Origin of the sequence: Acinetobacter sp. RIT698, assembly GCF_009668065.1 — a bacterium.
In the GTDB taxonomy this organism is placed as follows: domain Bacteria; phylum Pseudomonadota; class Gammaproteobacteria; order Pseudomonadales; family Moraxellaceae; genus Acinetobacter; species Acinetobacter guillouiae.
This window is the reverse complement of sequence record NZ_WJYH01000016.1, coordinates 19,336-41,344: the sequence shown is the minus strand read 5'-3', so window position 1 is coordinate 41,344 and position 22,009 is coordinate 19,336. Positions and strand designations below refer to the sequence as shown.

The window sequence follows — 22,009 nt, the reverse complement described above, 5'->3', positions numbered from 1 at the left end:
TTCAATAATAAAAATTGTTTTTAGGATGCTGTTCATTGCAGAGCTTGTCAAGTATTGGACAGAACACTTACAACTTCCTAACAATATTCCCCAAAAAACCACACCTAAAAAATACCTTTTAATTTGTTATTTAAGGCATTCCAACCATTCACAATCCGATCAAAGAATGGTCTTCCACCTTGAACTTCAGGTTCTTCAATCGCCTCTTGCATGTCACTTTGACTAAACAAAAGTAACCCTGCTGCTGTAGCATACATTGAACGACGTAAAGATGGTAAATTCTGATCATCGGTCACCACTTGTAACGGTGGATTGCCTAAGTGTGCAGAGATACCCAACATACGACGAGCCAATGTCACCATGCCTTCAATCTGGCAAACATCACCTGTCAGTACGACACCATGATACAAACTTTGTAGTGCACTACGTTGTTCTAATTCGTATCGTACTTTACCCAAGATATCTTCATAACGTGCGATAATAATTTCAGTCAACTCAATACGACTAATGGTTTGTGGGCCATCAATTGCCTCAAACTGAATCATATGATCCGGTTTAACTTGGTGAATATCAACACAACCATGCAGTAGCTTAATCCGTTCAGCTTCTTCGGTTGTGGTTTGCAACACTGTTGCAATATCACGTGTGACATTTTCACCACCACATTGAATGGTATGGGCTAATGCCAAATGCCCTTCAATATAGACTGCAATATTGGTCGTTCCAGCACCAATATCGAGCAAACAAACGCCATATTCCTTTTCATCTTTCAGCAAACTGCCTTCTGCAGTTGCTAAACAAGATACCACCATTTTTTCAACTGAAATATTGGCGCCTTTCATTGCACGATCCAAGTTCTGCATAGTACTGATTGGCATCATCATCAATTGATAATGGGCTGTCATACTATTGGCAGATAAATTGATTGGGTTCTGTACCCACTCACTTGAATCATCCAGCTCAAAACCTAAAGGCACTGCACTTGCCAAGTAATGATCGGCTGTCATATGACTAGCTTTAGCAAGCTCTAATGCACGCACCACTTCAGTTGTCGTAATGGTATGTTCTGAATTTGAAATCGGCGTACGACCAATCGCATAATGGCTTTGTAATTCGGTGCTTGGAATAGAAACCCAAGCTGAATGAATACGACACTCAGCCATATCTTCAGCTTCTTGAACGGCTTGTTTAATTGCATTTGTGACTTTATCAAGGCTCACAATTTTGCCTTTATTCATTCCTTTATTGCGTGCGCTTGCCATGCCAATAACCTGAATATTATCAGGGGCATGTACTTTACCAATCAGTACTGAAACTTTATGTGTCCCAATGTCAATTGCAACAACTGAGGGAACAGCTTCATTCATCACTTTGCTACCATTATCTTCATTGTTTATGTTTGGCTATATGCCTCTTTTTCAAGCCACGTATTATGGCTGTGCAACCATCCCACCTGCAACGCTTATGTCATTACTGGTTACAACAAACTGACCATTCACAATTTTTGGTGAAATAGAATTTCTCCATTGAATTGCCAAACCATTTCGGTAGCGCAAATCAATGGCGGAAATATTCGACCAAGTAGGTTTCAAATCAGTTTGTGCCAAGTGACTTAAACGTTGTAGCTTACTCATGGTTTGATCTTGATCTACGATCACCCGTAGTCCCGAATCAAACTGCATAAACCAAGTCATACGTTCAGTGAGATAAAGCTCTTTTAAACGTAAGTTGACTGGGTGAAATAATTGATTAATTTCATTATAGCGACGCATCATCACTTTGGATTGGCTGAGCGGCCCATGAAGCAATGGCAGGTTTGAATAATTCTTCGCCACCGCTTCTGTATAGACATCTCCAGCATCACTCAGTAATCGCCCAGTTCCCCAACGAGCGATTGCATGACGTGGCATAATCCGCACGCGAATACCATTTGGCCATGCCCGTGAAACCACAACACGATCCACCCATGATACTTCTAGTGCTTTATCTCGAATCTGTTCTAAATCCGAGGTGAAATAATTATTTTTAACAACAGGCGCCAAATGTTGTGTAATCGCTTGTGACTCTACCGATGAGGTGGTACCTACCACTTGAAGTGTGGCCACCCGAGCATCGGTAATCACCTTATACAGACCATAGATTCCTGCAAATAGCACAGCAATAGCAATGACCATAAGCAACCAGCTTCCCACGTTGAGAAGCTTTTCCTGACGTGTTGGCGGCTTATCGTGTATTGATGTAATTGCCGCACGTTTGCGACGCATCGAAGCAGGAAGTTGAGCCATAAACTTAGTGTGCTTGTTCCGTGAGCGTTTGCGCTAAAATCGCAACACACAATTCATCAAAGCTATAACCCACAGCTTTTGCAGCTTTAGGCACAAGTGAGTGACTGGTCATGCCAGGCACTGTATTCACTTCTAACAACCAAAAATGACCTTGTTCATCTAACATCGCATCAATCCGTCCCCAACCACTGGCACCGACTGCTTGGAAAGCACGTAAACACAATTCTTGTAAGTTCTTTTCTTCTGACTCGCTTAAACCACATGGAATACCATACTCCACGTCATTACGGTTATATTTTGCCTCATAGTCATAGAATGCAACATCAGCAGGCGGTTGCAAACGAATCACAGGTAATGGCAAACCATTGAGGAAAGAAATAGTGTATTCACGCCCCGTGATCCATTTTTCAGCCATCACCACAGCATCATGTACTGTAGCTTTTTCAATTGCAGCAGCAAGCTCTTCAGCTTTTTCAACCTTGCTCATACCAACACTAGAACCTTCATGTACAGGCTTAATGATTAATGGTAAGCCAAGGCTTTCAATCACTTCAGTTAAATCAGAATCTTTGGAAATAATACGATACGGTGCAGTCGGTAAATCTGAACCTTGCCAGATTTGTTTGGTCTTAACTTTGTCCATCCCAATCGCTGAACCCTGAACCCCTGTACCTGTATACGGTACATTCATCCATTCTAACGCGCCTTGGATTTGACCATCTTCACCACCACGACCATGCAATACAATAAATGCGCGATCATAGCCCACAAGTTCCGTCACACTACGCTCTTGTGGATCGAAGCCTTCAGCATTCACCCCCGAACGTAATAATGCTTCTAAAACAGCTTTACCACTATCTAATGACACCTCACGCTCAGCAGATTTCCCACCAAGCAATACCGCTACTTTGCCGAATTTAGAAGCATTTGACACGTTTAAATCCTTAAACTTATAAGTTAGTCAATTTAATTTCTAGGCTTTATTCAAATCCAAATTTAAACAAAGCCAAATCAATTATTTTAAATACAGTTGGTTTTGAGCCAATTCTACAGAAATTGCTCCCACGTTACCCGCACCTTGTGTTAATAACAAGTCATTCGCTTGTAACACTTTTTGTATCGCGTTCTGCAAATTGCCTTCCACTGGGTCAATCAAGATCGGTTCAACTTCGCCACGCAGACGAATACTCCGCGCCAAAGAACGACTATCTGCACCAACAATCGGTTTCTCACCTGCAGAATATACTTCTAACAACAACAATTGATCGACTTGTGACAACACATCTACAAAATCATCAAAACAGTCACGAGTACGACTATAACGATGTGGCTGGAACATCATCACCAAACGACGATCTGGATGGCTGGCACGTGCAGCTTTAATGGTCGCTTCAACTTCTTTCGGATGATGCCCATAATCATCTACAAGTTTTACAGTGCCTTCATCCAACTCAAACTCACCTTGAACTTGGAAACGGCGACCTACACCACTAAAGCTTTCTAAGGCACGTGCGATCGCAGCATCAGAAACACCTTCATCTGTTGCAATACCAATCGCAGCCAGTGCATTTAGAATATTATGCAAACCCGGAAGATTAATGGTTAAACGTAATGGTTCACGACCTTTACGCAATACCGTAAAGCTTGACTGCATACCAACTTGTTCAACATCAATTGCTCGAATATCATTGTCTTCATTAAAACCATAGGTCAGCACTGGGCGACCAATACGTGGCATGATTTCACGAATATTGGCATCATCACCACAAACTACAGCCAAGCCATAGAACGGCATTTTCTGTAAGAATTTGATAAAGGTGTCTTTAAGTACATCAAAACTACCGCCATAGGTATCCATATGATCTGCATCAATATTGGTAACAATGGCCGCCATAGGCTCTAGATGTAAAAATGATGCATCTGATTCGTCTGCTTCTGCGACAATAAAACGACTAGCACCCAACGCTGCATTAACACCGGTACGGTTTAACAGACCACCGATCACATAAGTTGGATCCATGTTCTCTTCTGCCAACATGCAGGTCACTAAACTGGTTGTGGTGGTTTTACCATGGGTTCCTGCAACCGCGATACCATGACGATAACGCATCAATTCACCCAACATTTCTGCACGACGAACTACTGGTATACGATTTTCAATTGCTGCTTTTACTTCTAAATTTTCAGGGTCAATTGCAGTAGAAACAACCAGTACATTTGCACCTTTGATATTGTCTGCCGTATGTCCAATAAAAACTTTAATGCCGTTTTCTTCAAGTTGAACCGTTGTTTTTGATGCCTTAATGTCAGAACCAGAAACCTTATAGCCTTGGTTTTTCAATACTTCTGCAATACCGCACATCCCAGCGCCACCGATACCCACAAAATGGATATGTTTAATACGGCGCATCTCTGGAATTTTAATTAGGTTTTTTGCTTTATCAGCAGGGCTTGTTGGAGACATAATCAACTCTAACTTACAAATCTTGAATTAAACCAACCACACGTTGTGTTGCATCTGGTTGAGCTTGTTGACGAGCTTTTACCGCCATTTCCATCAGTAATTGGCGGTTCATCAACGGTGTTAGTAAATCCTTTAACGAATCTGGAGTCATGCTCTGCTGCGGACAGATTTTCGCAGCACCTGTTTTCTCCAAAAATCTTGCATTGGCAGTTTGGTGATCATCCACCGCACTTGGTAATGGCACAAATACTGCCGCCACACCAGCCGTCGCCACTTCAGTGACTGTTAGTGCGCCAGCACGACAAATAATTAAATCTGCGTTGCTATAGGCCAGTGCCATATCTTCAATAAATTGCTGAACCTCAACCTGTATATTTGCAGGTGCATCCGCATATAAAGCCTGTGTGGTCTCTTGTTTATTTTGCCCACACTGATGAAATACTTTTAATGGAACATCAAATTGTTTTAAGGCTTGAGGTACACATTCATTCAAGGCTTGCGCACCCAAAGAACCACCGACAATTAAAATATGTAAAGGTTCAGCCGCATTTTCGCGTTCTTTATAACGAAAAGAAGGATTATAAATTGCGGTAATTTCTGCCCGTACAGGATTACCTGTCGTCACAATTTTTTCACTTTTCGGAAAAGTATCTGGAAATGCTTCGCAGACTTTTTTAGCAATTCTTGAAAGCTGAGTATTGGTAAAGCCTGCCACTGCATTTTGTTCATGAATAATCACAGGAATACCCAACAAACGTGCAGCCAAACCACCCGGCCCCGCAACATACCCCCCAAAACCAGCCACTGCATCGACATTGAGCTGTTTCATATAGCGCATTGCGCTCAAGGTTGCTTTTAAAATTTTAAAGGGTGCAGCTAATTTACGTACAATACCATTGCCACGTACACCTTGAATATCAATTTGATAGATTGGAATATCATGTTGTTTTAAAAGTCGATTTTCCATACCTGTCGGAGTCGCCAACCAAGACACTTGGCTGCCTTGTTGTTGCAATTCTTTTGCAACTGCCAGTGCAGGGAATACATGTCCACCTGTACCTGCCGCCATCATCATGATGTGTTTCGGTGTGCTTTGCTGGGGTTCGGTCACGGTCTAATTCTTCAATGCAAAAATAAATATTTAACGAATATCTTAAACAACCAATTGTAATCACAATCCGCTATGGGGAAAAGTTTATTTACTTTTTTTCACCAAGCCTTTCATTGTTTTTTTCTACTGATTTGAAAGTTTAAACTACTTTTATCATTAATCCGTTAAAAAAAGTGGAATTAAACGTTATTTTTTTATATTTCTCGATGATTTATCATTTTTATAGCCAATCGACAGCAAAAAAATAGAGCCGCGAACGACTCTATTTTTTAGTTGAGATTTAGAATGTAGTATCCCAGCTTAAATTAAACTGACTGACCTGCTTCTAGTACATTAAACAAATCATCTGCAATTGAAGTACCAAATTGATCATCAATTTCACGAATACAGGTTGGACTGGTGACATTGATTTCAGTGACATAATTTCCAATCACATCTAATCCGACAAAAACCAAGCCTTTGGCTTTTAAGAATGGTCCAACTTTGGCTGCGATGGCTTTGTCATTTTCAGTCAATGGACGAGCTTCACCCAAACCGCCTGCTGCCAAATTCCCACGCACCTCACCATTTTGAGGAATACGAGCCAAGCAATAAGGTACAGGCTCACCATTAATCAGCAAAATACGTTTATCACCATCCACAATTTCAGGGATATAACGTTGTGCCATAATCGGTTGTGTGCCATTTTCAGTTAAAATTTCAATGGTTGAACCAATATTGACGCCATCTTGATATAAACGGAAGATCCCCATTCCACCCATACCATCCAGTGGCTTAACAATAACGTCACCATGTTCTTTTAAGAATTCACGAATCAAACTTTGCTGTGAAGTCACCAAAGTGGGTACTTGTAGATCTGGAAATTGGGTCGCAAATAGTTTTTCATTACAGTCACGCAAACTTTGTGGTTTGTTAATAATCCACACCCCTTCACGCTCTGCCTGTTCCAAAATATAAGTGGTATAAACAAAGTTCATGTCAAAAGGCGGATCTTTACGCATCAACACTACATCATAGGCCGCAAGTGACTCTTTGGCTTTTTCACCTAACTCATAGTAGTGATCATAATCTTCAAAAACCTGAAGCGGTGAAATCAAACCAAATGCTTTGCCTTGGTCAATATATAAATCTTGTTGTAATGCATAGCCTAACTCATGCCCTCGACGTGCAGCCGCCCATAACATTGCCATTGTTGAGTCTTTTTTCAGGTTTACACTTTCGATGGGATCCATCACAACAAGTACGCGCATATTGATGCTCTTATAAAATTTTGGATTGAATGCAGTATAGCGGAGAATCTGGTGTACTTTTTCGAAATTTCGCTAAACTCTTAGCAATTATTGTGAATATGATGATCGAAATGCAACAAGCCATTGTGGGATTTCATTTGGATGAGGAGCAACATTATGTTGCTGAACTTGCGTGTGGGCATCAACAACATGTACGTCATCTTCCGCCTTGGCAGAATCGTCCGTGGGTGTTGACAGAACAAGGACGGCAGGAAAAAATAGGCATGTTTTTAGCGTGTAAAACGTGTGATCTTCAACAAAATAGTTTATAAGTTGAATTAGTTTCTATTCGTCAATAAAAAGAGTTATTCAATGTCGAATCAACCTGACTCAGAGATTAAAAATTACTATAACAAACTTGCGCACGACTACGATAACAACCGTTTTAACAACAGTTATGGGCAATATTTAGACCAACAAGAGCGTGCTTTTCTCAAGCGTATTCTCAGTAAAACAGCACCTACACATTGTATGGATATCGGTTGTGGTACAGGTCGTTTACTCGATTATGCCGATTACGGTGTAGATTTCAGCCCTGAAATGCTGAAAGTCGCTAGAGAAAAATATCCGCATAAAATCTTGCTTGAAGGCTCTCTGACTGAAATTCCAATCGAAAACCATCAGCTCGATGTCATTTATAGCTTTCATGTGATCATGCATCAAGACCATACAACCACAGAACAGTTTCTGAATGAGGCGCAGCAAAAATTAAAAACCAATGGCAAGCTTATTTTTGATTTCCCCTCTGCCAAACGTCGACAAGCTGTAAAGCATCAACAACAAAGCTGGCATGCTGCTCATCAAATGACATTGGCAGAGATTGAAAAGCTGCTTGGCCCTCAATGGAAGCTGGTTGAAAGTCAGGGCTTTTTATTTTTCCCTATCCATCGTATTCCAACGATTTTACGCCCACTGTTTAGAAGCCTAGACAGCTTGATGTGCCGTTCATTTTTAAAAGAATATGCATCATACTTGGTTGTCGTTTTAGAAAAACAACCGTCAGTAAACAATTAGAATAAGCAGGTGGAATATGCGGCAATATTTACCCAAATCATGGAAACTGCTTTATCAGTTATTACGCAGGTATTGTCGTGAACACCTTTTCTCGAAGCTACAGTTTGCCTTAAAACATCAAACACTGTGGCAATCAGACCAGCAAATTTCAACCCAACAAAGCATCAAGATAAATCATTATTTTGAAAATAAAACCCATAACATTGATCTTGCGATTCAGAGCATAAACGGTTTGGTCATTGAGCCAAATCAAATCTTTTCATTTTGGCATTTGGTAACAGCCCCGACGTTAAACAATGGCTTTAAAACAGGGCGTAATCTGGTCAATGGAAAAATTTCAGAAGATCTGGGTGGTGGGATTTGTCAAATTTCTTGCTTGCTCTATATCAATGCGTTAAAAGCGGGTTTAACCATCACAGAACGACATTCACATTCGATTGATATTTATCAGGAACATGAGCGCTTTACCCCTTTAGGCAGTGATGCAACTGTGGTGTATGGCTATAAGGACTTACAGTTTCAAAATTGTTTAGATCAGGCACTACAAATTCAAATTTTCAGACAACATGACCAACTGGTCGCCACCTTGGTCGCTCAGCAGCATTTAAAGGAATATACACTCAAATTTATTGTTGAAGATTCTAAAACCCATCGAATTGTCCGCACCTTGCAAGACCAAGAACAGATTGAGCAAAGTATCTACTTGCTCAATTCGCATGCTGATTAAGCTTATTTTTCTTGAAATTGTTGTTGGCTATTTTCTATCAGGTATTGATGTGCAGTCCGTGGATCACGCGGTAAAGCCAGTTTGACACGACAACCCAACTCGATATCATCTTTTTCAAACACAATGATTTCAGCATCTAGCTCGATCGGGCGACCAATTTCAAAATCGGTTTGATCTAGACTTTCTCCCAATAAGTCTGCATATTTCTTTTCTAAGTGCCCAATGGTTAAATCTTGAATCATGACTTTAATTGAGTATTGTTGTCTCGAACATTCAGGTTCACGTTGAATACGTGATTTCTTGATATAACTGTTCTCAGATGCTCTTAACATCAATTCATTGATTAATTTTTTCTGGGCGTGCACGTTGATATTTAAAACCAGCTCAAACTGTTCTAAACCTTTCCATTGAAATGGATATTGCCGAAAAAACATATCCCGCTCAAATTGGTAACGTTGCCAACGTCGTTGGTCGATATGTTTGACCAACATAATGCCAAGTACAGCAACTACGACGATTATCAATAGAATGAACATTAAAAATGGCACCTAATCCTTTATAGTCCATAAAAATAAGGAGCTTATGCTCCTTATCTTATCCTTTTTTTTAACTTATATACCATATTTCACACGGTAAGCTTCCATTTTTGCTAAAGCATCTTGCTCGCCTTTAGCATCTAGATAATCCATTAAGTCTTTCATGCTAATTAAAGCATGTACTGGAATCTCAAGTTCTTGTTGAACTTCTTGGATGGCAGACAATTGACCTTGCCCTTTTTCTTGACGATCTAGTGCAACCAATACGCCTGCAATTGTCGCACCTGCATTTTTAAGAATTGTGACAACTTCACGAATTGCGGTACCCGCTGTAATCACGTCATCAATAATCCAGACTTTTTTACCTTCTACTGAAGCACCAACCAATACACCGCCTTCACCATGGTCTTTGGCTTCTTTACGGTTAAAGCCCCAAGGCACACTTACACCATGTACTTGTGACAAAGCCACAGCTGTTGCTGCAACAAAAGGAATTCCTTTATATGCAGGTCCAAAGATCACTTCAACGTTGTTACATTGTGTTAATTTATCTGCATAACCTTGAGCTAAAAGCGATAATGCTTCACCATCGTTGAGTAAACCTGCATTAAAAAAATAAGGGCTCACACGGCCTGATTTTAAAGTAAACTCACCAAATTTAAGCACACCACGTGATAATGCGAGTTCGATAAAAGCTTGCGGGTTAAACTGAGCTGGCGTTGACATGAGGTGCTCCAAAATTCATACATTGAGGTTATGACTGCGCATGATACCAAAGAGTAGCTATCCAAGTGATCAAAAAATTTTAAGAGTTGTCTCAATTAACGTAAATGGCTTACGTTCATCCGTCACTAAAGGCCTACTTGAATGGATGGAAAAGTCAGATGCAGACGTGATCTGTATCCAAGAAAGCCGTATTACGCATGAACAATGGACCGATAAATTTAAACCCGAAGGTTGGTTTACCCATCTGTTTCCTGCGGAAAAATCAGGCTATGCAGGTACAGCAATTTACAGTCGCTTGCCGTTTAAATCGATCCAGAATGGTTTGGGTTTTGAACTTGCCGATAGCCAAGGTCGTTTTATTAGCGCGGAATTTGATGTCGGTTTAGCCAAACCTGTGCACATCTGCTCGCTGTATTTACCTTCAGGTTCATCAGGTGATGAAGCACAAGCTCGTAAAGATCACTTCTTAGAAGAATATCGAAAAATTTTAAAACAATGGCGTGATGAAGATAAGTCAATCATTGTATGTGGCGATTACAACATCGTGCATAAACGAATCGATATTAAAAACTGGTCAGGTAACCAAAAATCATCAGGTTGCTTACCACATGAACGTGCTTGGTTAGATCATATTTATGACGAACTGGGCTATGTCGATACATTTCGTGAAGTCCGTAAAGAAGCAGAACTGTATTCTTGGTGGTCGAATCGTGGACAAGCACGTGCGAAAAATGTTGGTTGGCGTATTGATTATCAAGCATGCTCACCAGACTGGAAAGATCGCACAGTCAATGCTTGGGTCTATAAAGATGAATGGTATAGCGACCATGCCCCTGTGATTATTGATTATCAAATTTAAACAGCCCTATGCTCAATTTTTAAATAAAAATTGAGCATTTTTGTGAACAAGTGTTCACTGATTACAAGGCAATAACTTACAAATTTTGTCGTGTTATCTTATATTTTCTTCATATCAACAAGCGCATTATACACGCACGGCACAGGGACATTGTCAGGATGACAGCAAAAGGATAGGACGCCGTAGGAAGAAAAGGAAATAAGTATTTTGAATATTTATTTTTCAAGGATGTGACATTGGACGTTGTAATGAGACCCGCATAATCAGGATGATTAGATGCGGGTTTTCTCTTTTTTTAATTTCAATTTTTTTTAGTTTCATTTTTTATTTTTAAATCATTTAGTCAGCCAGTCTGCTGCTCGCTTCAATAAAATATTAAGCGCAAATTGTTAAATTCTGATGACAGCAATCATGCCTTTTAAAATATTTTATCTATTCTTATACTGTACATATTGGCAATTTTGCTACTCTTTCTGTCAAATCAAACAATTGAATATTAGGTTAAGACATGTTGAAAATTTATGGAATCAAAAATTGTAACTCCATGAAAAAAGCTTTTGATTTACTGACTGAACTTGGCTTGAGTTATGAATTTCATGATTATAAAAAACAAGGCATAGATGCAGAGACGGTTAAACAATGGCTCGATCATATTGGGCAAGATCTTGTGCTCAATAAAAAAGGCACAACGTGGAAAAAACTCAGTGAACAAGAACAGCAACTGGCTTTGTCGAGTGAACAAGCACTGATTCAAGCGCTTACCACACACACCAGTTTAATCAAACGCCCTGTGATTGATCAAAATGGCCAATATGTAATTGGTTTTGATGAAGATAAAATTAAAGCTTTAAAACTTACAACATAAAAATAATCGAGCAACAAAAAGCCTGATCAATAGATCAGGCTTTTTGTTGCAGTGAATCAATCTGCTTAGTTTGCACGCACCCAAGTTTGGTTGCGACCTAAAGCAGAAATACCCATATAACCACGTAACTTTAACTGATTACCAGCAAGTTCACCTTTGAGTTTATAGGTCTTGCCATTTTTAGGATCTAGAATCGTACCATTGTCATAGTTTTTACCACCGACATTTTTTAAACCATTGACAATCGTCACGCCTTTCAATGATTTATTGTGGTAAGGGCCTTCACATTTGGTACAAGTATTTTCCTCACCTGGTGTTAAAATACTTTGAATTGTTGCCGTCAATGTTCCATTTTTTTGTTCAGTGAATTTCACAATTGCTTTTGGCTGTTTCGTTGTGTCATCAATTGTTTTCCAAACTGTTCCATTGAGTGGATCCGCAGCATTTGCAAGAACTGTTGCTGATAATAAGCCTAATGCAAGTACAATTTTTTTCATTGTTTTGTTTTCCCTAGTCTAATTGACACTTTATAGTATCAAAAATTTACGTCGATTTAGCAATTCTTGAATGTGACTATATAGTGTACCCTTGTAACAAATGTTGATAAATCAACAAAAATAAAGTCAAAAGTTTAACAATATGGAAGGAACATGAAGATTAACCCAGCTCTGAAACAATATCTTACAGAATCTATTCTTAAATCTAGCTTCAAATTTCCAAGTCGTTTCAATCTTCCCCCGGCAACTGCACGTTTTGGAATAGAACAACTTGCACGTGTTTTTCCACAACGTAAAGATGTACAGATCCGTTCTTTGCGCATTGCGGGGATTCGGGCAGAAGAAATTAAACCGCAAGCGCATGCGACTCAAATGATTTTTCATATTCATGGTGGAGCGTTTTTTGTCGGTTCTATCAAAACCCATCGGGCTTTTTTATCTGAAGTTGCTGCACGTACACAAATGCAAGTTTTACATGTCGATTACCCGCTCGCACCTGAAAGTACATTCCCTGAAGCAAGTGATGCGATTTATGATATTTATCAGCAACTTTTAGATCAAGGCGTGCTAGCGAAAGACATTATTGTGTCAGGTGATTCTTGTGGAGCGAATCTGGCTTTGGCACTCGCATTACGAATCAAAGAAGAAAATAAGCAACAACTCCCTAGCGCTTTAATCCTAATGTCACCCTTCTTAGACCTGACCTTAACAGGCGAGTCTTTACGCTATAATCAGAAGCATGATGCTTTACTGTCAATCGAAGCACTTGAATCTGGTATTGATTTTTACGTACCGAAAAACATGGATCGTTCTTTACCCCCACTTTCGCCTATTTTCGGAGATTTTGCAGGGTTGCCTCCAACCTTGGTTCAAATTGGTTCTAAAGAAATTCTTTTGTCAGATGCGCAACGTTTCGAAGAAAAAGCCAAAGCTGCTGGTGTCCAAGTCAATTACAAGCTATATACGGGAATGTGGCATAATTTCCAAATGTTTAGCCCATGGTTTGATGAAGCAAAACAATCTTTAGCAGATATTGCTGAATTTGCTCATAAAATTGACAAAGATTGATCCCAATATTGGCCAAATAATGAACAACAGATGATTTTAAAAACCAAACTGTTGTTCATCTTTAAAAATAAAATAATCAATTTAAAAAATGAGCATTCACTAGAATAATAACCATACAATTCATTGAAACTATATTGCTTGTCAGATTTATGTTTAGTGCTTTTTCAAATTTCAACAGACTCTTAACCTATACTACAAAATTAATCACATTTTTTTAAATTATGTATATATCCTTCAAGTATTTACTTAAACTTTAGTTTGAGTTTAAGTCAATAAATTGCTACATTCTAGGCATCAACAATAAAAATCCAAGTGTGGATGGATTAGATTATGCGTAATAAAATTTATTCCGAAAAACGACGTAAAATTCATTCATTATTCAATCAAGTATTGAAACACTCATTTATTGCCAAATTAATATATAAAAACCAACTGAGTAACAGTTTGGAAATCGACCCACATACAGGTATTTATAATCAGTTTGCAATTAATACCTATTTAAAAGAATTACATCCTCAGACTGATTCTAACTTTGGTATCATTTTGCTTAGTGTTGATAACTTGTGTGAAATCAAGAACAAATACAATCTAAAAATTGCCCATAAAGCTTTAGCGGCTATAGCCCAAGAGTTATTACAAAATATCCGTGAAACTGACCTTGTTGGCCGCTATAGCGAATCTGAATTTATTTTAATTCTCAGTGATGTTACTCAGGATCAAGCACGTCATATCGCAGATCGTCTATCACGTTTAATTAATCATTATGATTTAAAGATCAACAACAAAGTCATCCCACTTCAAACAAGTTGTGGTGCATCTGTTTCTAAACATGACAGCATGAGTAATGCAGTGTTACAACAAGCAGATCAAGCATTATATATTGCGAAAACCAATCGTAAACCTTGTTATTCGGGCACAGGTGTTTTGTCTTAAAACATCTGTATATTTAAAAATTAATTACACCACTATTTACTTTATATTAATAATAAAATACCTATTTATTAACAAATAAATGATAACAATTCTTTGTTTTAATAAATTTTAATCACTATAATTTAAAAAATTATTAATCAGTACTTAATGAATTACAGCTTGAAAAACCCTGGAATAATTATGAATGAAGGTATCGAATATAAGACTTAATCATTACTGGCAAAAGCTGAAACAACAATTAGATTCAAATATCATTATGAATTGGAGCAGTTTACATAAATGTATCTTGATTCTGTTCCTGACTGTTGCCCTTCATTTATCATGGATCGTATGGAAAATTTTTATCCTGTTAAATCCAGAAACTTGGCAATGGGTCAATATCTCCTTGATTCGTTCACAACTTGTGGTCAATGCTGGCTCAACCCTACTGCTTTTTTTTCTGATTGCATTTTGTTATTTCTTTCAAAATAAAAAATGGGCGAACACTATCCTCCCCCATATTGTCATCAGTATTTTTATTCTTTTAATGCTTGCTGATGGTTTCCTCGTTGGTATCTATAGTCCAGCTACTGTTTTTGCATTTGTTTGTATTTCTGGTGTGGGTTTAATCTTATTCAATAGAAAAATTATTTATCTGCAAATTAGCACTGCACTACTGTTCTATATTTCAATGATGCTTTGTACTTATTGGCGCATCATTCCGTATGCCCCAATTTTTAATACACATATATTAGAAAATAATCGGCATGATAACCCGTTCTGGGTAGGAACAATGCTATATTTTATTATTCCTATTTTAATTGTATGTTTGATTTTATGTGAGATTTTACTGTCTCAGTGGCGACATAGAGAGTCATTAATCAAAAAACTCAGTGAAATTGACCCACTGACCAATTTATATAATCGTCGTTTTTTTAATGAAAAGCTTGATGATATCCAAAATAAGCAAACCGAATATGCCATTATCTTGATTGATATTGATCATTTCAAAGAAATCAATGACTTATATGGACATCATTTTGGTGATGAAGCATTGTGTCAAGTTGCCAAATTATTATCATCTCACATTCGTCAGTCGGATATTGTGGCTCGTTATGGCGGTGAAGAATTTATTATTGCCTTACCTGAAACCTCTTTAAACATTGCTCAAGCACTTGCTGAACGCTGTCGATTGGCGATTCAAAACCAAGTGCTTGAATCCCTTGATCATCATTATGTTCAGCTGACCGCCAGTTTTGGTATTGCCACCTCCAGTGACGATGACAATATTAGTAAAATTATTCATCTGGCAGACAAAGCGCTATATCGGGCCAAACAGTCTGGGCGCAATCAAGTACAGCTCTACCGCGCTCAAATCAATGAAATAGCTTAGCAGTATTCAATAGATTAAACCTGACTGCGATATTGCTCTTCACATGCTACAAATCGAAATTCTGCTTGCGCTTCTGCTATCCATTGCTGTACAGCAGGGACGGCTAATATCTTATCGATATAACGTTGACTGTTTGCTGATACTGCAATGCCATAACCCATAAACCGCATCACAACTGGCGCATAAAAAGCATCGACAATAGTAAACTCATCACCACATAAAAAACTGTCAGGGTGTGGTCGCTCCGACCATAATTGTTCAATCCGTTTTACATCTTGCTGTAGTTTTAAATTTTCCTGCCAAAGCTGTGCACCAATATGCTTTAAATCAGCATCTAAATTCATATCACAACAACTACGCAAAGCCATAAAACTACTGTGCATTTCAGCGGACATCGATCTTGCGCGTGCACGTTGTTTTACATCTTGAGGCCACAATTGTTTTTCAGGAAACTTTTCTGCCAGATATTCACAAATCGCCAAAGAATCCCAAACTAAAAAGCCATCGTCTACTAAAGCTGGGACTTTGCCAGTTGGGCTTATCTTTAAAATACTTTGTTTAAATTGGCTGTCGAGGTCAAAGTGATCAAAAGGGATTAGGTGCTCTGTAAATGAAATATTAAAATGCTGAATTACTAACCAAGGACGCATCGACCAAGTCGAGTAATTTTTATCACCAATAAACAGTTCTAACATTTTAATACTCCTGTGTTTATTGCTTATTTTGAACTCAGCATACACAAGATAAGACTATTCTAAAAGCATTTCGAAAATTGCTCGCTTTAAAAACAAATCAAGGAGTAGATCAACTACTCCTTGACGATGTATCAGACTGAATTGATTAGAATAAGAATGCCACACCTAAACCAGCTTTATAACTACGGTCTCGCCCTTCCAAATCGACACCCACACTTCCATCAAGTTGGGTACGCTCATTAACCGCATAGATCAAACCAGAGCCTAGACCATACTTATAGTTTTGGCTTTCTGTTTTTGAATAGACAAACTCAGAGAACCCTGAAAGATTACCTGCAATTTTATAACCGACAGTAGGTACAGCGGTCACTGACCAATGACCATCTTGCACAGCATAGTTCATGGTGATTCCAGTATTGACCAAATCGTTATACTGATAATCTAATGATGTGCCGATGCTATAAATATCATCTTCTTCACTAAAACCATCATTGCCCGTTGCAATCAAGGCTTGAGCCAAAATCGCCATGGATAATTTATCATCATTTAAGTCGATGGCTTTTTTAATCCCAATAGAAACATCACCTAAGCCAGAGTCATCCTCTTTAATGCCTTTGTACTTGGTTTGTGTCCAAGCTGGACCCTGCCAGCCTAACTGTAACTCCATACTAGAGGTTAAACCGGTACGGAGCAGCATATCGCCATTGAGGGTTACAGTTTTTGCTTTTGCGCCATCTACTTTAGTTTCTGTATAGGTCGCACTTGGTAGACCTTGCTCCCAAGCCAATTTACCCACTGGCGTGATTCCTGTTCCAAAACCAGTTCCAGGACGATCAAAAGAAAATTCTGCTGCCATTGCGCTTATACTTAGACTCGAAGCAAGGGCTAATGTGATTCTATTTAAAATTGCCATATGAAGACTCAAAATTTACGATAATTCTTTGGACATTTTCGCACCGCGACTACGTAGTAACTCTAAAGATTCTTTCTCTTCAGGTAAAGCCTGAGACCAATCTATTTGATCAAATTCACAATCAAAGAACAAATCACTGATTGAAGATAAAATGGTCTTACCTTCTTCATCTTTGGTGTTCGGGTCAACCTTATGATCTAAAAGCTTATGAATTGCAGGTACACAGGCTGCGCTTGCTGCATCCCACAGTGGACCATAGCACTCTTCAGTGTCCCACAAATAAAAGTTTGCTTTGGCACTAATTAAAGCATCCAAAATATCTAAATGCGGTTGTAAATCTTGTGCTTTTTGTTCTGCCGTTAAAGGATGACCTGCTTCATAGGCATCACAAATTTTTTCCCACCATTTAAACAATCCATCTGACCAAATTGAAACAGCTGGTCCTTTTTCAGGTTCCATAAAGTTAGGATCAAATCCATCTGCAAGCAAACGTTTGACTTGAGCAAGGTCTAAATCTTCTAAAGCCTGTATAAAGACTTGTTGTTGTGCTGATAACATTTTGATCTCACTATTCTATTCCTATACAACATTATGACGAATATTTTTAAAATAGCTTTGAAAAATTTTAATCGTGTCGCTTTTATTTTATAAATGGCATTTATTGTTCATTTATGACAAAGAAGACAATCAAGGACTGTTTTAAAACCATAAAATTGAAGACCATAAAAAAGCCCCGAAGGGCTTTTTATCAGATCATGCTTCATCTGCATCAGCAAGTTCTAGTTTTCCACCTCGTGGATTTTCAATTTTTTCTAATACGTGCTCTAGGCTACGCTTTACGCGATCTATCGCACCGTGTAATGAAAGATCAATGTTTTTCGCTCGATGTTTTACCACGACTGGCTTCAAACCCGCTGCTTTGACCTCAATCATACACTGGATATCATCCGCCCCACCTTTGTCACCGTTCTCATCACTGATATGAACTGAAAACTGGGTAATACGTTCGCTATGACGTTGGAATTCTTGATTTAGCTCATCGCGTACGTAAGTAATTAAACGATCACTATTTCTAATATTTTTATCTGTACGGATTTCTATATTCATAAAAAACATCCTCTTTCTAATCAAAAAACGAGTGCAAAACTTATATTTTCGGCACACTTTGCGCCTGCTGTATAAGACAGCTTTTCACCTACAATAAATTGGAACCGTAACTCCTCTATTGCAAAGATGAACACTTTTAACGATCTGCAGATAGGTGTTCTTATACATTCAATATCAGGCCATATTGGAAAATATGCAAGTAGATTTTTAACTTTTTTATGAAAAGAATATGAAAAATGACATCTTGTTACGTTACTTTATAATTAAATGATTTAATTGATTTTTTAATGACTAATCCTGACTAAAAACATCAGCTATGTTTAATTCTTAAGCTTTTAATGGATATAAATTTTAAATCTTTGCTTTAAATATGCGACTCACGTTTTAAAACATTTCACCTCTTGATGTTTACATATTTATTTACGTTCCATCTAATTTTCGCTTTATTTTTATTTAAGAATCTGTATTCTTGAAGCGCTTTTCTTGGGGGAAAGGAAGAATTCATGAAACTTACACAAATTGCGGCTATCTGCGCAATCGCTTCAACTGCAACTTTGGCTCAAGCTGCGCCTGTTTGGCAAGATTTTAGTATTACTGGTCTTTATGGTGAAAACTATGAACTAACACCAGATGAGAAACAATCTACCATTACTTTTGAGTATGCTGCCAAACTTAAATACGGTGATTTCTTTGCCTTTGCTGACCGTACCAACAGTGATGGTCAGTCGGATACTTATTTTGAGGTTTCTCCACGTCTTAGCCTAGGTGCTGTTTCTGGGAAAAAACTTGAATTAGGCCCAATTAAAGACGTATTAATTGCGACCACTTGGGAAGGTGGTAAAGATATGAACAACTACCTATATGGTGTTGGTGTTGATTTAGCCATTCCTTATTTTCAATATGCGCAATTAAATTTCTACCGTGCCAATAATGAAATCCAAGAAGATGACTATCAATTGACGTTTACTTACGGAATTCCATTTAAAATTGCATCTGAAGAATTCCTTGTAGATGGTTTCCTAGATTGGTCAACTGCAGAAAAAGATCAAGTTGCTCACTCAAGCGAGTTGAACTGGACGACACAATGGAAATGGAATGCAGGTAAACACATTTCTCCAGATACGCGTCTATATCTTGGTGTTGAACACTCTGTATGGCACAACAAATACGGTGTTCCAGGCAAAGACGAAAATAATGTCAGCGCTTTAATCAAGTACCATTTCTAAGACTGAGCTAAACCTATTAATCAAAAAGCAAAACTTTGGTTTTGCTTTTTTTATTGCCCTTAAAAATAATTCTTTTTAGAATACCCCTATCAATTTTCCATTGACCTGTATCCATGAATTTTCAGATCCGCCCTGCTCAAGCTTCTGACCTAACTGAGATTATGCGTATTTATAATCATGAAATTGCAACAGGTTTAGCAACATGGAACAGCCAATTAAAGACTTTCGCAGATTACCAACAGTGGTTTATAGAATTACAACAACAGCAATTTCCGCTTTTTGTTGCTGAAGAAACAACGACTCATGCCATTGCAGGCTATGCCGATTATGCAAGCTTTAGAGCAATCAACGGTTATCTATATACAGTTGAGCACTCTGTTTATATCGACCCAGAATTTACTCGACAAGGGCTCGGCAAACGCTTAATGCTGAAATTGATTGAACATGCTCAACAGCACAATATCCACGTTATGGTTGCTGCAATTGACCACGAAAATACTGGTTCGATTTATCTACACCAACAACTCGGATTTAAACAAACAGGTTATATGCCACAAGTCGGACAAAAATTTGGGCAGTGGCGTGATTTGGTGTTGATGCAATTAAATTTTGATTAAAATAGAGCAGTATTTATACAGCATCCGTCGTAAATTTTTTTGTCGTTTTTTCAAAATCTGTTGTATAACCATAAACAATATTGCTGAACTTCAGAGCGAATATCGATGAATAAAATGATAATTAGTCTATTGGCACCATTTGCATTGATACTTAATACAGCAAGCCATGCTGCTGACTACGATGAACAAAATATAAAACAGGGTTGTGCCAAACTCAGTCAATATCGTAAATTGGGACAAAAATTTTACGACCAGAAAAACTATAAAAAAGCGCTTGATCAGTTTCAAAGACAAGCATCTTGGAGTGCTTTTTGTCAGTCTGTGGGTGAAGAAGAAGCTGATATTCGGGTTTCAGATAATGACATCGACATTGCCAATAATAATGTGGGTTTAACGTATAGCAAACTCAATCAACCCTTATGGGCAAGAGCGTGGTTTCAAATTAAACCCACAAAAACCAGTCAATTTAATTTAAAAAAGTTAGTAACACCAAAACCAAACAATGACTTAACAGGAGAATATGCCAGTTATGCAGGTTTTGGCGAATGGAACAATATCACCATTAAAAAACGTGATCAGAAATATCTTATTCAATTCACTGGTCTATGGATGGGTGCTCGAAGCCTAATTTATGGTCCAAATATTGGTGAATTTGAAACAGAAATGCCACTTCATGCCAAGAAAGCAAGCTATCGTTTTGAAAATTGTCAAATTGACATCAATTTCACTTATAACGCCTCTTTAGGCAATTTTATTAAAGTGAAAGAATTAAATGAACAAGCCGATTGTGGCTTTGGTATGAATGTTTCATCAACAGGCTATTATCAGAAAGTTGAGCCTCAATAAAATTTTGATTCGGAATTCAAAATAGTTTAGTTTGTTGCATTATATGCTTTAATATCCTTTACTTAATACATAATAATTGGGTGAAAAATGGCAAAATTTCTAAATACGAGCGGTACAAATTTTTTCTTAGAAGAATTGATAAAAAATGCAAAAGAAAGACTGATTTTAATTAGCCCTTATCTTCGGCTTAATGACCGTATCAAAGAATTATTAGAGGATAAAAATCGTTTAAAAATTGATATTCGGATCATTTATGGGAAAAGCGATTTACATCCTGATGAAATTAAATGGATGCAAAAATTAGATTATGTTCGAGTAAGTTTCTGCAAAAATCTTCATGCTAAATGTTATTTAAATGAAACAAGTTGCATTATTTCCAGCTTAAATTTATATGAATTTAGCCAAGTAAATAATAATGAAATGGGGATCTTAATCAATAAAGAAGATGATACTGACGTCTATAAAGATGCCTATGAAGAAGCTCAACGTATCATTCGTATTAGCGATGAGGTTCGAATTTCTCTTGATGAAGTAAAAACAGAAGAAGTGGAAGATAATTCAAAAGAGCTATTAGAGAATTCGAGTAAATTAACTTCCTCAAAACTTGCTGCTAAACATAAGCTTAAAACGCCTGAATTATTAGATAAACTTGTAGCAAAAGGTTTTTTAACTTTAAACGATGGCGGTAAACATTATTTGACTGAACAAGGTAAAACTGTGGGTGGAGAATTCAGATCAAGCCAATATGGTGGTTATTTTCTGTGGAATGAAAATACAGAAATCTAGACTATTTTCATGTGTATTTGTTTAGCCTTAATCGAATACAAGGGTTGAAAAGAATGAAGTTCTCACTATTCAT

Annotated in this window: 25 protein-coding genes; 12 read left to right on the top strand and 13 right to left on the bottom strand. The window is 37.9% G+C overall.

Annotation, left to right across the window (positions count from 1 at the left end):
* Positions 1-104: 104 nt before the first annotated feature.
* The 6 genes from ftsA to gshB all read right to left on the bottom strand — a co-directional run bounded on the left by ftsA (position 105) and on the right by gshB (position 7,110).
* Positions 105-1,367, bottom strand: a complete 1,263-nt coding sequence (gene ftsA, locus GJV03_RS09270) for a cell division protein FtsA (RefSeq protein ID WP_004718623.1) — start codon at positions 1,365-1,367, stop codon at positions 105-107.
* 63 nt (positions 1,368-1,430) lie between these two features.
* Positions 1,431-2,285, bottom strand: coding sequence for a cell division protein FtsQ/DivIB (locus tag GJV03_RS09265; protein ID WP_004718624.1), 855 nt, complete (start codon positions 2,283-2,285; stop codon positions 1,431-1,433).
* A gap of 4 nt (positions 2,286-2,289) precedes the next feature.
* Positions 2,290-3,219 (bottom strand): D-alanine--D-alanine ligase, encoded by a 930-nt coding sequence (locus tag GJV03_RS09260; RefSeq protein WP_056517162.1) that lies wholly within the window; start codon positions 3,217-3,219, stop codon positions 2,290-2,292.
* A gap of 81 nt (positions 3,220-3,300) precedes the next feature.
* A complete protein-coding gene (gene murC, locus GJV03_RS09255; protein ID WP_056517161.1) occupies positions 3,301-4,749 on the bottom strand; it encodes a UDP-N-acetylmuramate--L-alanine ligase in 1,449 nt (482 codons plus the stop codon).
* A 13-nt stretch (positions 4,750-4,762) separates the two neighbouring features.
* A complete protein-coding gene (gene murG / locus GJV03_RS09250) occupies positions 4,763-5,860 on the bottom strand; it encodes an undecaprenyldiphospho-muramoylpentapeptide beta-N-acetylglucosaminyltransferase (protein WP_016539102.1) in 1,098 nt (365 codons plus the stop codon).
* A gap of 305 nt (positions 5,861-6,165) precedes the next feature.
* Positions 6,166-7,110 carry a glutathione synthase gene (gshB, locus tag GJV03_RS09245; RefSeq protein ID WP_151956709.1) on the bottom strand — a complete coding sequence of 315 codons (945 nt, stop codon included), beginning with the start codon at positions 7,108-7,110 and terminating at the stop codon, positions 6,166-6,168.
* 110 nt (positions 7,111-7,220) lie between these two features.
* Here gshB and GJV03_RS09240 point away from each other — a divergent pair, with 110 nt between their 5' ends.
* From GJV03_RS09240 to GJV03_RS09230, 3 genes are read left to right on the top strand one after another with little or no spacing between them, the layout of a single operon-like run.
* Positions 7,221-7,421 carry a DUF3565 domain-containing protein gene (locus GJV03_RS09240; RefSeq protein ID WP_035371612.1) on the top strand — a complete coding sequence of 67 codons (201 nt, stop codon included), beginning with the start codon at positions 7,221-7,223 and terminating at the stop codon, positions 7,419-7,421.
* Positions 7,422-7,461: 40 nt separating this feature from the next.
* Positions 7,462-8,163, top strand: coding sequence for a class I SAM-dependent methyltransferase (locus GJV03_RS09235; RefSeq protein ID WP_105713900.1), 702 nt, complete (start codon positions 7,462-7,464; stop codon positions 8,161-8,163).
* 16 nt (positions 8,164-8,179) lie between these two features.
* On the top strand, positions 8,180-8,890 hold the full coding sequence (locus GJV03_RS09230; RefSeq protein ID WP_056517150.1) for a VanW family protein: 711 nt from the start codon (positions 8,180-8,182) through the stop codon (positions 8,888-8,890).
* Positions 8,891-8,892: 2 nt separating this feature from the next.
* On the opposite strand, the gene GJV03_RS09225 is transcribed toward GJV03_RS09230, so the two are convergent.
* Both GJV03_RS09225 and pyrE read right to left on the bottom strand, forming a co-directional pair.
* Positions 8,893-9,426, bottom strand: a complete 534-nt coding sequence (locus tag GJV03_RS09225; protein WP_004718640.1) for a hypothetical protein — start codon at positions 9,424-9,426, stop codon at positions 8,893-8,895.
* Positions 9,427-9,501: 75 nt separating this feature from the next.
* Positions 9,502-10,152, bottom strand: a complete 651-nt coding sequence (gene pyrE / locus GJV03_RS09220; protein ID WP_004718641.1) for an orotate phosphoribosyltransferase — start codon at positions 10,150-10,152, stop codon at positions 9,502-9,504.
* Positions 10,153-10,192: 40 nt separating this feature from the next.
* Here pyrE and GJV03_RS09215 point away from each other — a divergent pair, with 40 nt between their 5' ends.
* Together GJV03_RS09215 and GJV03_RS09210 are read left to right on the top strand one after the other, a co-directional pair.
* Positions 10,193-11,011, top strand: coding sequence for an exodeoxyribonuclease III (locus tag GJV03_RS09215; protein ID WP_004818376.1), 819 nt, complete (start codon positions 10,193-10,195; stop codon positions 11,009-11,011).
* Between the two features lie 508 nt (positions 11,012-11,519).
* A complete protein-coding gene (locus tag GJV03_RS09210) occupies positions 11,520-11,876 on the top strand; it encodes a Spx/MgsR family RNA polymerase-binding regulatory protein (protein ID WP_004718643.1) in 357 nt (118 codons plus the stop codon).
* Positions 11,877-11,941: 65 nt separating this feature from the next.
* Here the strand turns inward: GJV03_RS09210 and GJV03_RS09205 are convergent, their stop codons facing one another.
* Positions 11,942-12,373, bottom strand: coding sequence for a DUF2147 domain-containing protein (locus GJV03_RS09205; protein ID WP_004718644.1), 432 nt, complete (start codon positions 12,371-12,373; stop codon positions 11,942-11,944).
* Between the two features lie 153 nt (positions 12,374-12,526).
* Between GJV03_RS09205 and GJV03_RS09200 the strand changes: the two genes are divergently transcribed.
* From GJV03_RS09200 to GJV03_RS09190, 3 genes are all read left to right on the top strand, one after another.
* The gene (locus GJV03_RS09200; protein ID WP_154129938.1) at positions 12,527-13,441 is read left to right on the top strand and encodes an alpha/beta hydrolase; all 915 of its coding nucleotides are present in this window, start codon (positions 12,527-12,529) and stop codon (positions 13,439-13,441) included.
* 330 nt (positions 13,442-13,771) lie between these two features.
* Positions 13,772-14,374 (top strand): GGDEF domain-containing protein, encoded by a 603-nt coding sequence (locus GJV03_RS09195; RefSeq protein WP_004718646.1) that lies wholly within the window; start codon positions 13,772-13,774, stop codon positions 14,372-14,374.
* A gap of 256 nt (positions 14,375-14,630) precedes the next feature.
* Positions 14,631-15,746, top strand: a complete 1,116-nt coding sequence (locus GJV03_RS09190) for a GGDEF domain-containing protein (protein ID WP_224964554.1) — start codon at positions 14,631-14,633, stop codon at positions 15,744-15,746.
* A 14-nt stretch (positions 15,747-15,760) separates the two neighbouring features.
* Here the strand turns inward: GJV03_RS09190 and GJV03_RS09185 are convergent, their stop codons facing one another.
* The 4 genes from GJV03_RS09185 to GJV03_RS09170 form a co-directional block, all read right to left on the bottom strand.
* Positions 15,761-16,441, bottom strand: coding sequence for a glutathione S-transferase family protein (locus tag GJV03_RS09185; protein WP_154129937.1), 681 nt, complete (start codon positions 16,439-16,441; stop codon positions 15,761-15,763).
* Between the two features lie 145 nt (positions 16,442-16,586).
* A complete protein-coding gene (locus GJV03_RS09180; RefSeq protein WP_154129936.1) occupies positions 16,587-17,354 on the bottom strand; it encodes a transporter in 768 nt (255 codons plus the stop codon).
* Positions 17,355-17,369: 15 nt separating this feature from the next.
* Complete coding sequence (locus GJV03_RS09175) at positions 17,370-17,912, bottom strand: ankyrin repeat domain-containing protein (RefSeq protein WP_105713903.1); 543 nt, start codon at positions 17,910-17,912, stop codon at positions 17,370-17,372.
* Positions 17,913-18,107: 195 nt separating this feature from the next.
* Entirely contained in the window at positions 18,108-18,461 is a 354-nt protein-coding gene (locus GJV03_RS09170) for an HPF/RaiA family ribosome-associated protein (protein WP_004718651.1), read from the bottom strand.
* A 503-nt stretch (positions 18,462-18,964) separates the two neighbouring features.
* Here GJV03_RS09170 and GJV03_RS09165 point away from each other — a divergent pair.
* The 4 genes from GJV03_RS09165 (at position 18,965) to GJV03_RS09150 (ending at position 21,936) form a co-directional block, all read left to right on the top strand.
* Entirely contained in the window at positions 18,965-19,687 is a 723-nt protein-coding gene (locus GJV03_RS09165) for an outer membrane protein OmpK (RefSeq protein ID WP_004718652.1), read from the top strand.
* 113 nt (positions 19,688-19,800) lie between these two features.
* Positions 19,801-20,304 carry a GNAT family N-acetyltransferase gene (locus GJV03_RS09160; protein WP_105713905.1) on the top strand — a complete coding sequence of 168 codons (504 nt, stop codon included), beginning with the start codon at positions 19,801-19,803 and terminating at the stop codon, positions 20,302-20,304.
* 105 nt (positions 20,305-20,409) lie between these two features.
* Positions 20,410-21,150 (top strand): hypothetical protein, encoded by a 741-nt coding sequence (locus GJV03_RS09155; RefSeq protein WP_154129935.1) that lies wholly within the window; start codon positions 20,410-20,412, stop codon positions 21,148-21,150.
* An 87-nt stretch (positions 21,151-21,237) separates the two neighbouring features.
* Positions 21,238-21,936, top strand: a complete 699-nt coding sequence (locus GJV03_RS09150; protein ID WP_154129934.1) for a phospholipase D family protein — start codon at positions 21,238-21,240, stop codon at positions 21,934-21,936.
* Positions 21,937-22,009: the final 73 nt, after the last annotated feature.

Bases quoted from the DNA above. Each gene is read 5' to 3' on its own strand.
- GJV03_RS09185 (WP_154129937.1), bottom strand. From the start codon at position 16,441: ATGTTAGAACTGTTTATTGGTGATAAAAATTACTCGACTTGGTCGATG.
- GJV03_RS09200 (WP_154129938.1), top strand. From the start codon at position 12,527: ATGAAGATTAACCCAGCTCTGAAACAATATCTTACAGAATCTATTCTT.
- murC (WP_056517161.1), bottom strand. From the start codon at position 4,749: ATGTCTCCAACAAGCCCTGCTGATAAAGCAAAAAACCTAATTAAAATT.
- GJV03_RS09265 (WP_004718624.1), bottom strand. From the start codon at position 2,285: ATGGCTCAACTTCCTGCTTCGATGCGTCGCAAACGTGCGGCAATTACA.
- pyrE (WP_004718641.1), bottom strand. From the start codon at position 10,152: ATGTCAACGCCAGCTCAGTTTAACCCGCAAGCTTTTATCGAACTCGCA.
- GJV03_RS09205 (WP_004718644.1), bottom strand. From the start codon at position 12,373: ATGAAAAAAATTGTACTTGCATTAGGCTTATTATCAGCAACAGTTCTT.
- GJV03_RS09215 (WP_004818376.1), top strand. From the start codon at position 10,193: ATGATACCAAAGAGTAGCTATCCAAGTGATCAAAAAATTTTAAGAGTT.
- GJV03_RS09195 (WP_004718646.1), top strand. From the start codon at position 13,772: ATGCGTAATAAAATTTATTCCGAAAAACGACGTAAAATTCATTCATTA.
- gshB (WP_151956709.1), bottom strand. From the start codon at position 7,110: ATGCGCGTACTTGTTGTGATGGATCCCATCGAAAGTGTAAACCTGAAA.
- GJV03_RS09180 (WP_154129936.1), bottom strand. From the start codon at position 17,354: ATGGCAATTTTAAATAGAATCACATTAGCCCTTGCTTCGAGTCTAAGT.
- GJV03_RS09155 (WP_154129935.1), top strand. From the start codon at position 20,410: ATGAATAAAATGATAATTAGTCTATTGGCACCATTTGCATTGATACTT.
- GJV03_RS09150 (WP_154129934.1), top strand. From the start codon at position 21,238: ATGGCAAAATTTCTAAATACGAGCGGTACAAATTTTTTCTTAGAAGAA.
- GJV03_RS09230 (WP_056517150.1), top strand. From the start codon at position 8,180: ATGCGGCAATATTTACCCAAATCATGGAAACTGCTTTATCAGTTATTA.
- ftsA (WP_004718623.1), bottom strand. From the start codon at position 1,367: ATGAATGAAGCTGTTCCCTCAGTTGTTGCAATTGACATTGGGACACAT.
- GJV03_RS09170 (WP_004718651.1), bottom strand. From the start codon at position 18,461: ATGAATATAGAAATCCGTACAGATAAAAATATTAGAAATAGTGATCGT.
- GJV03_RS09160 (WP_105713905.1), top strand. From the start codon at position 19,801: ATGAATTTTCAGATCCGCCCTGCTCAAGCTTCTGACCTAACTGAGATT.
- GJV03_RS09175 (WP_105713903.1), bottom strand. From the start codon at position 17,912: ATGTTATCAGCACAACAACAAGTCTTTATACAGGCTTTAGAAGATTTA.
- GJV03_RS09235 (WP_105713900.1), top strand. From the start codon at position 7,462: ATGTCGAATCAACCTGACTCAGAGATTAAAAATTACTATAACAAACTT.
- GJV03_RS09225 (WP_004718640.1), bottom strand. From the start codon at position 9,426: ATGTTCATTCTATTGATAATCGTCGTAGTTGCTGTACTTGGCATTATG.
- GJV03_RS09165 (WP_004718652.1), top strand. From the start codon at position 18,965: ATGAAACTTACACAAATTGCGGCTATCTGCGCAATCGCTTCAACTGCA.
- GJV03_RS09240 (WP_035371612.1), top strand. From the start codon at position 7,221: ATGCAACAAGCCATTGTGGGATTTCATTTGGATGAGGAGCAACATTAT.
- GJV03_RS09190 (WP_224964554.1), top strand. From the start codon at position 14,631: ATGAATTGGAGCAGTTTACATAAATGTATCTTGATTCTGTTCCTGACT.
- GJV03_RS09210 (WP_004718643.1), top strand. From the start codon at position 11,520: ATGTTGAAAATTTATGGAATCAAAAATTGTAACTCCATGAAAAAAGCT.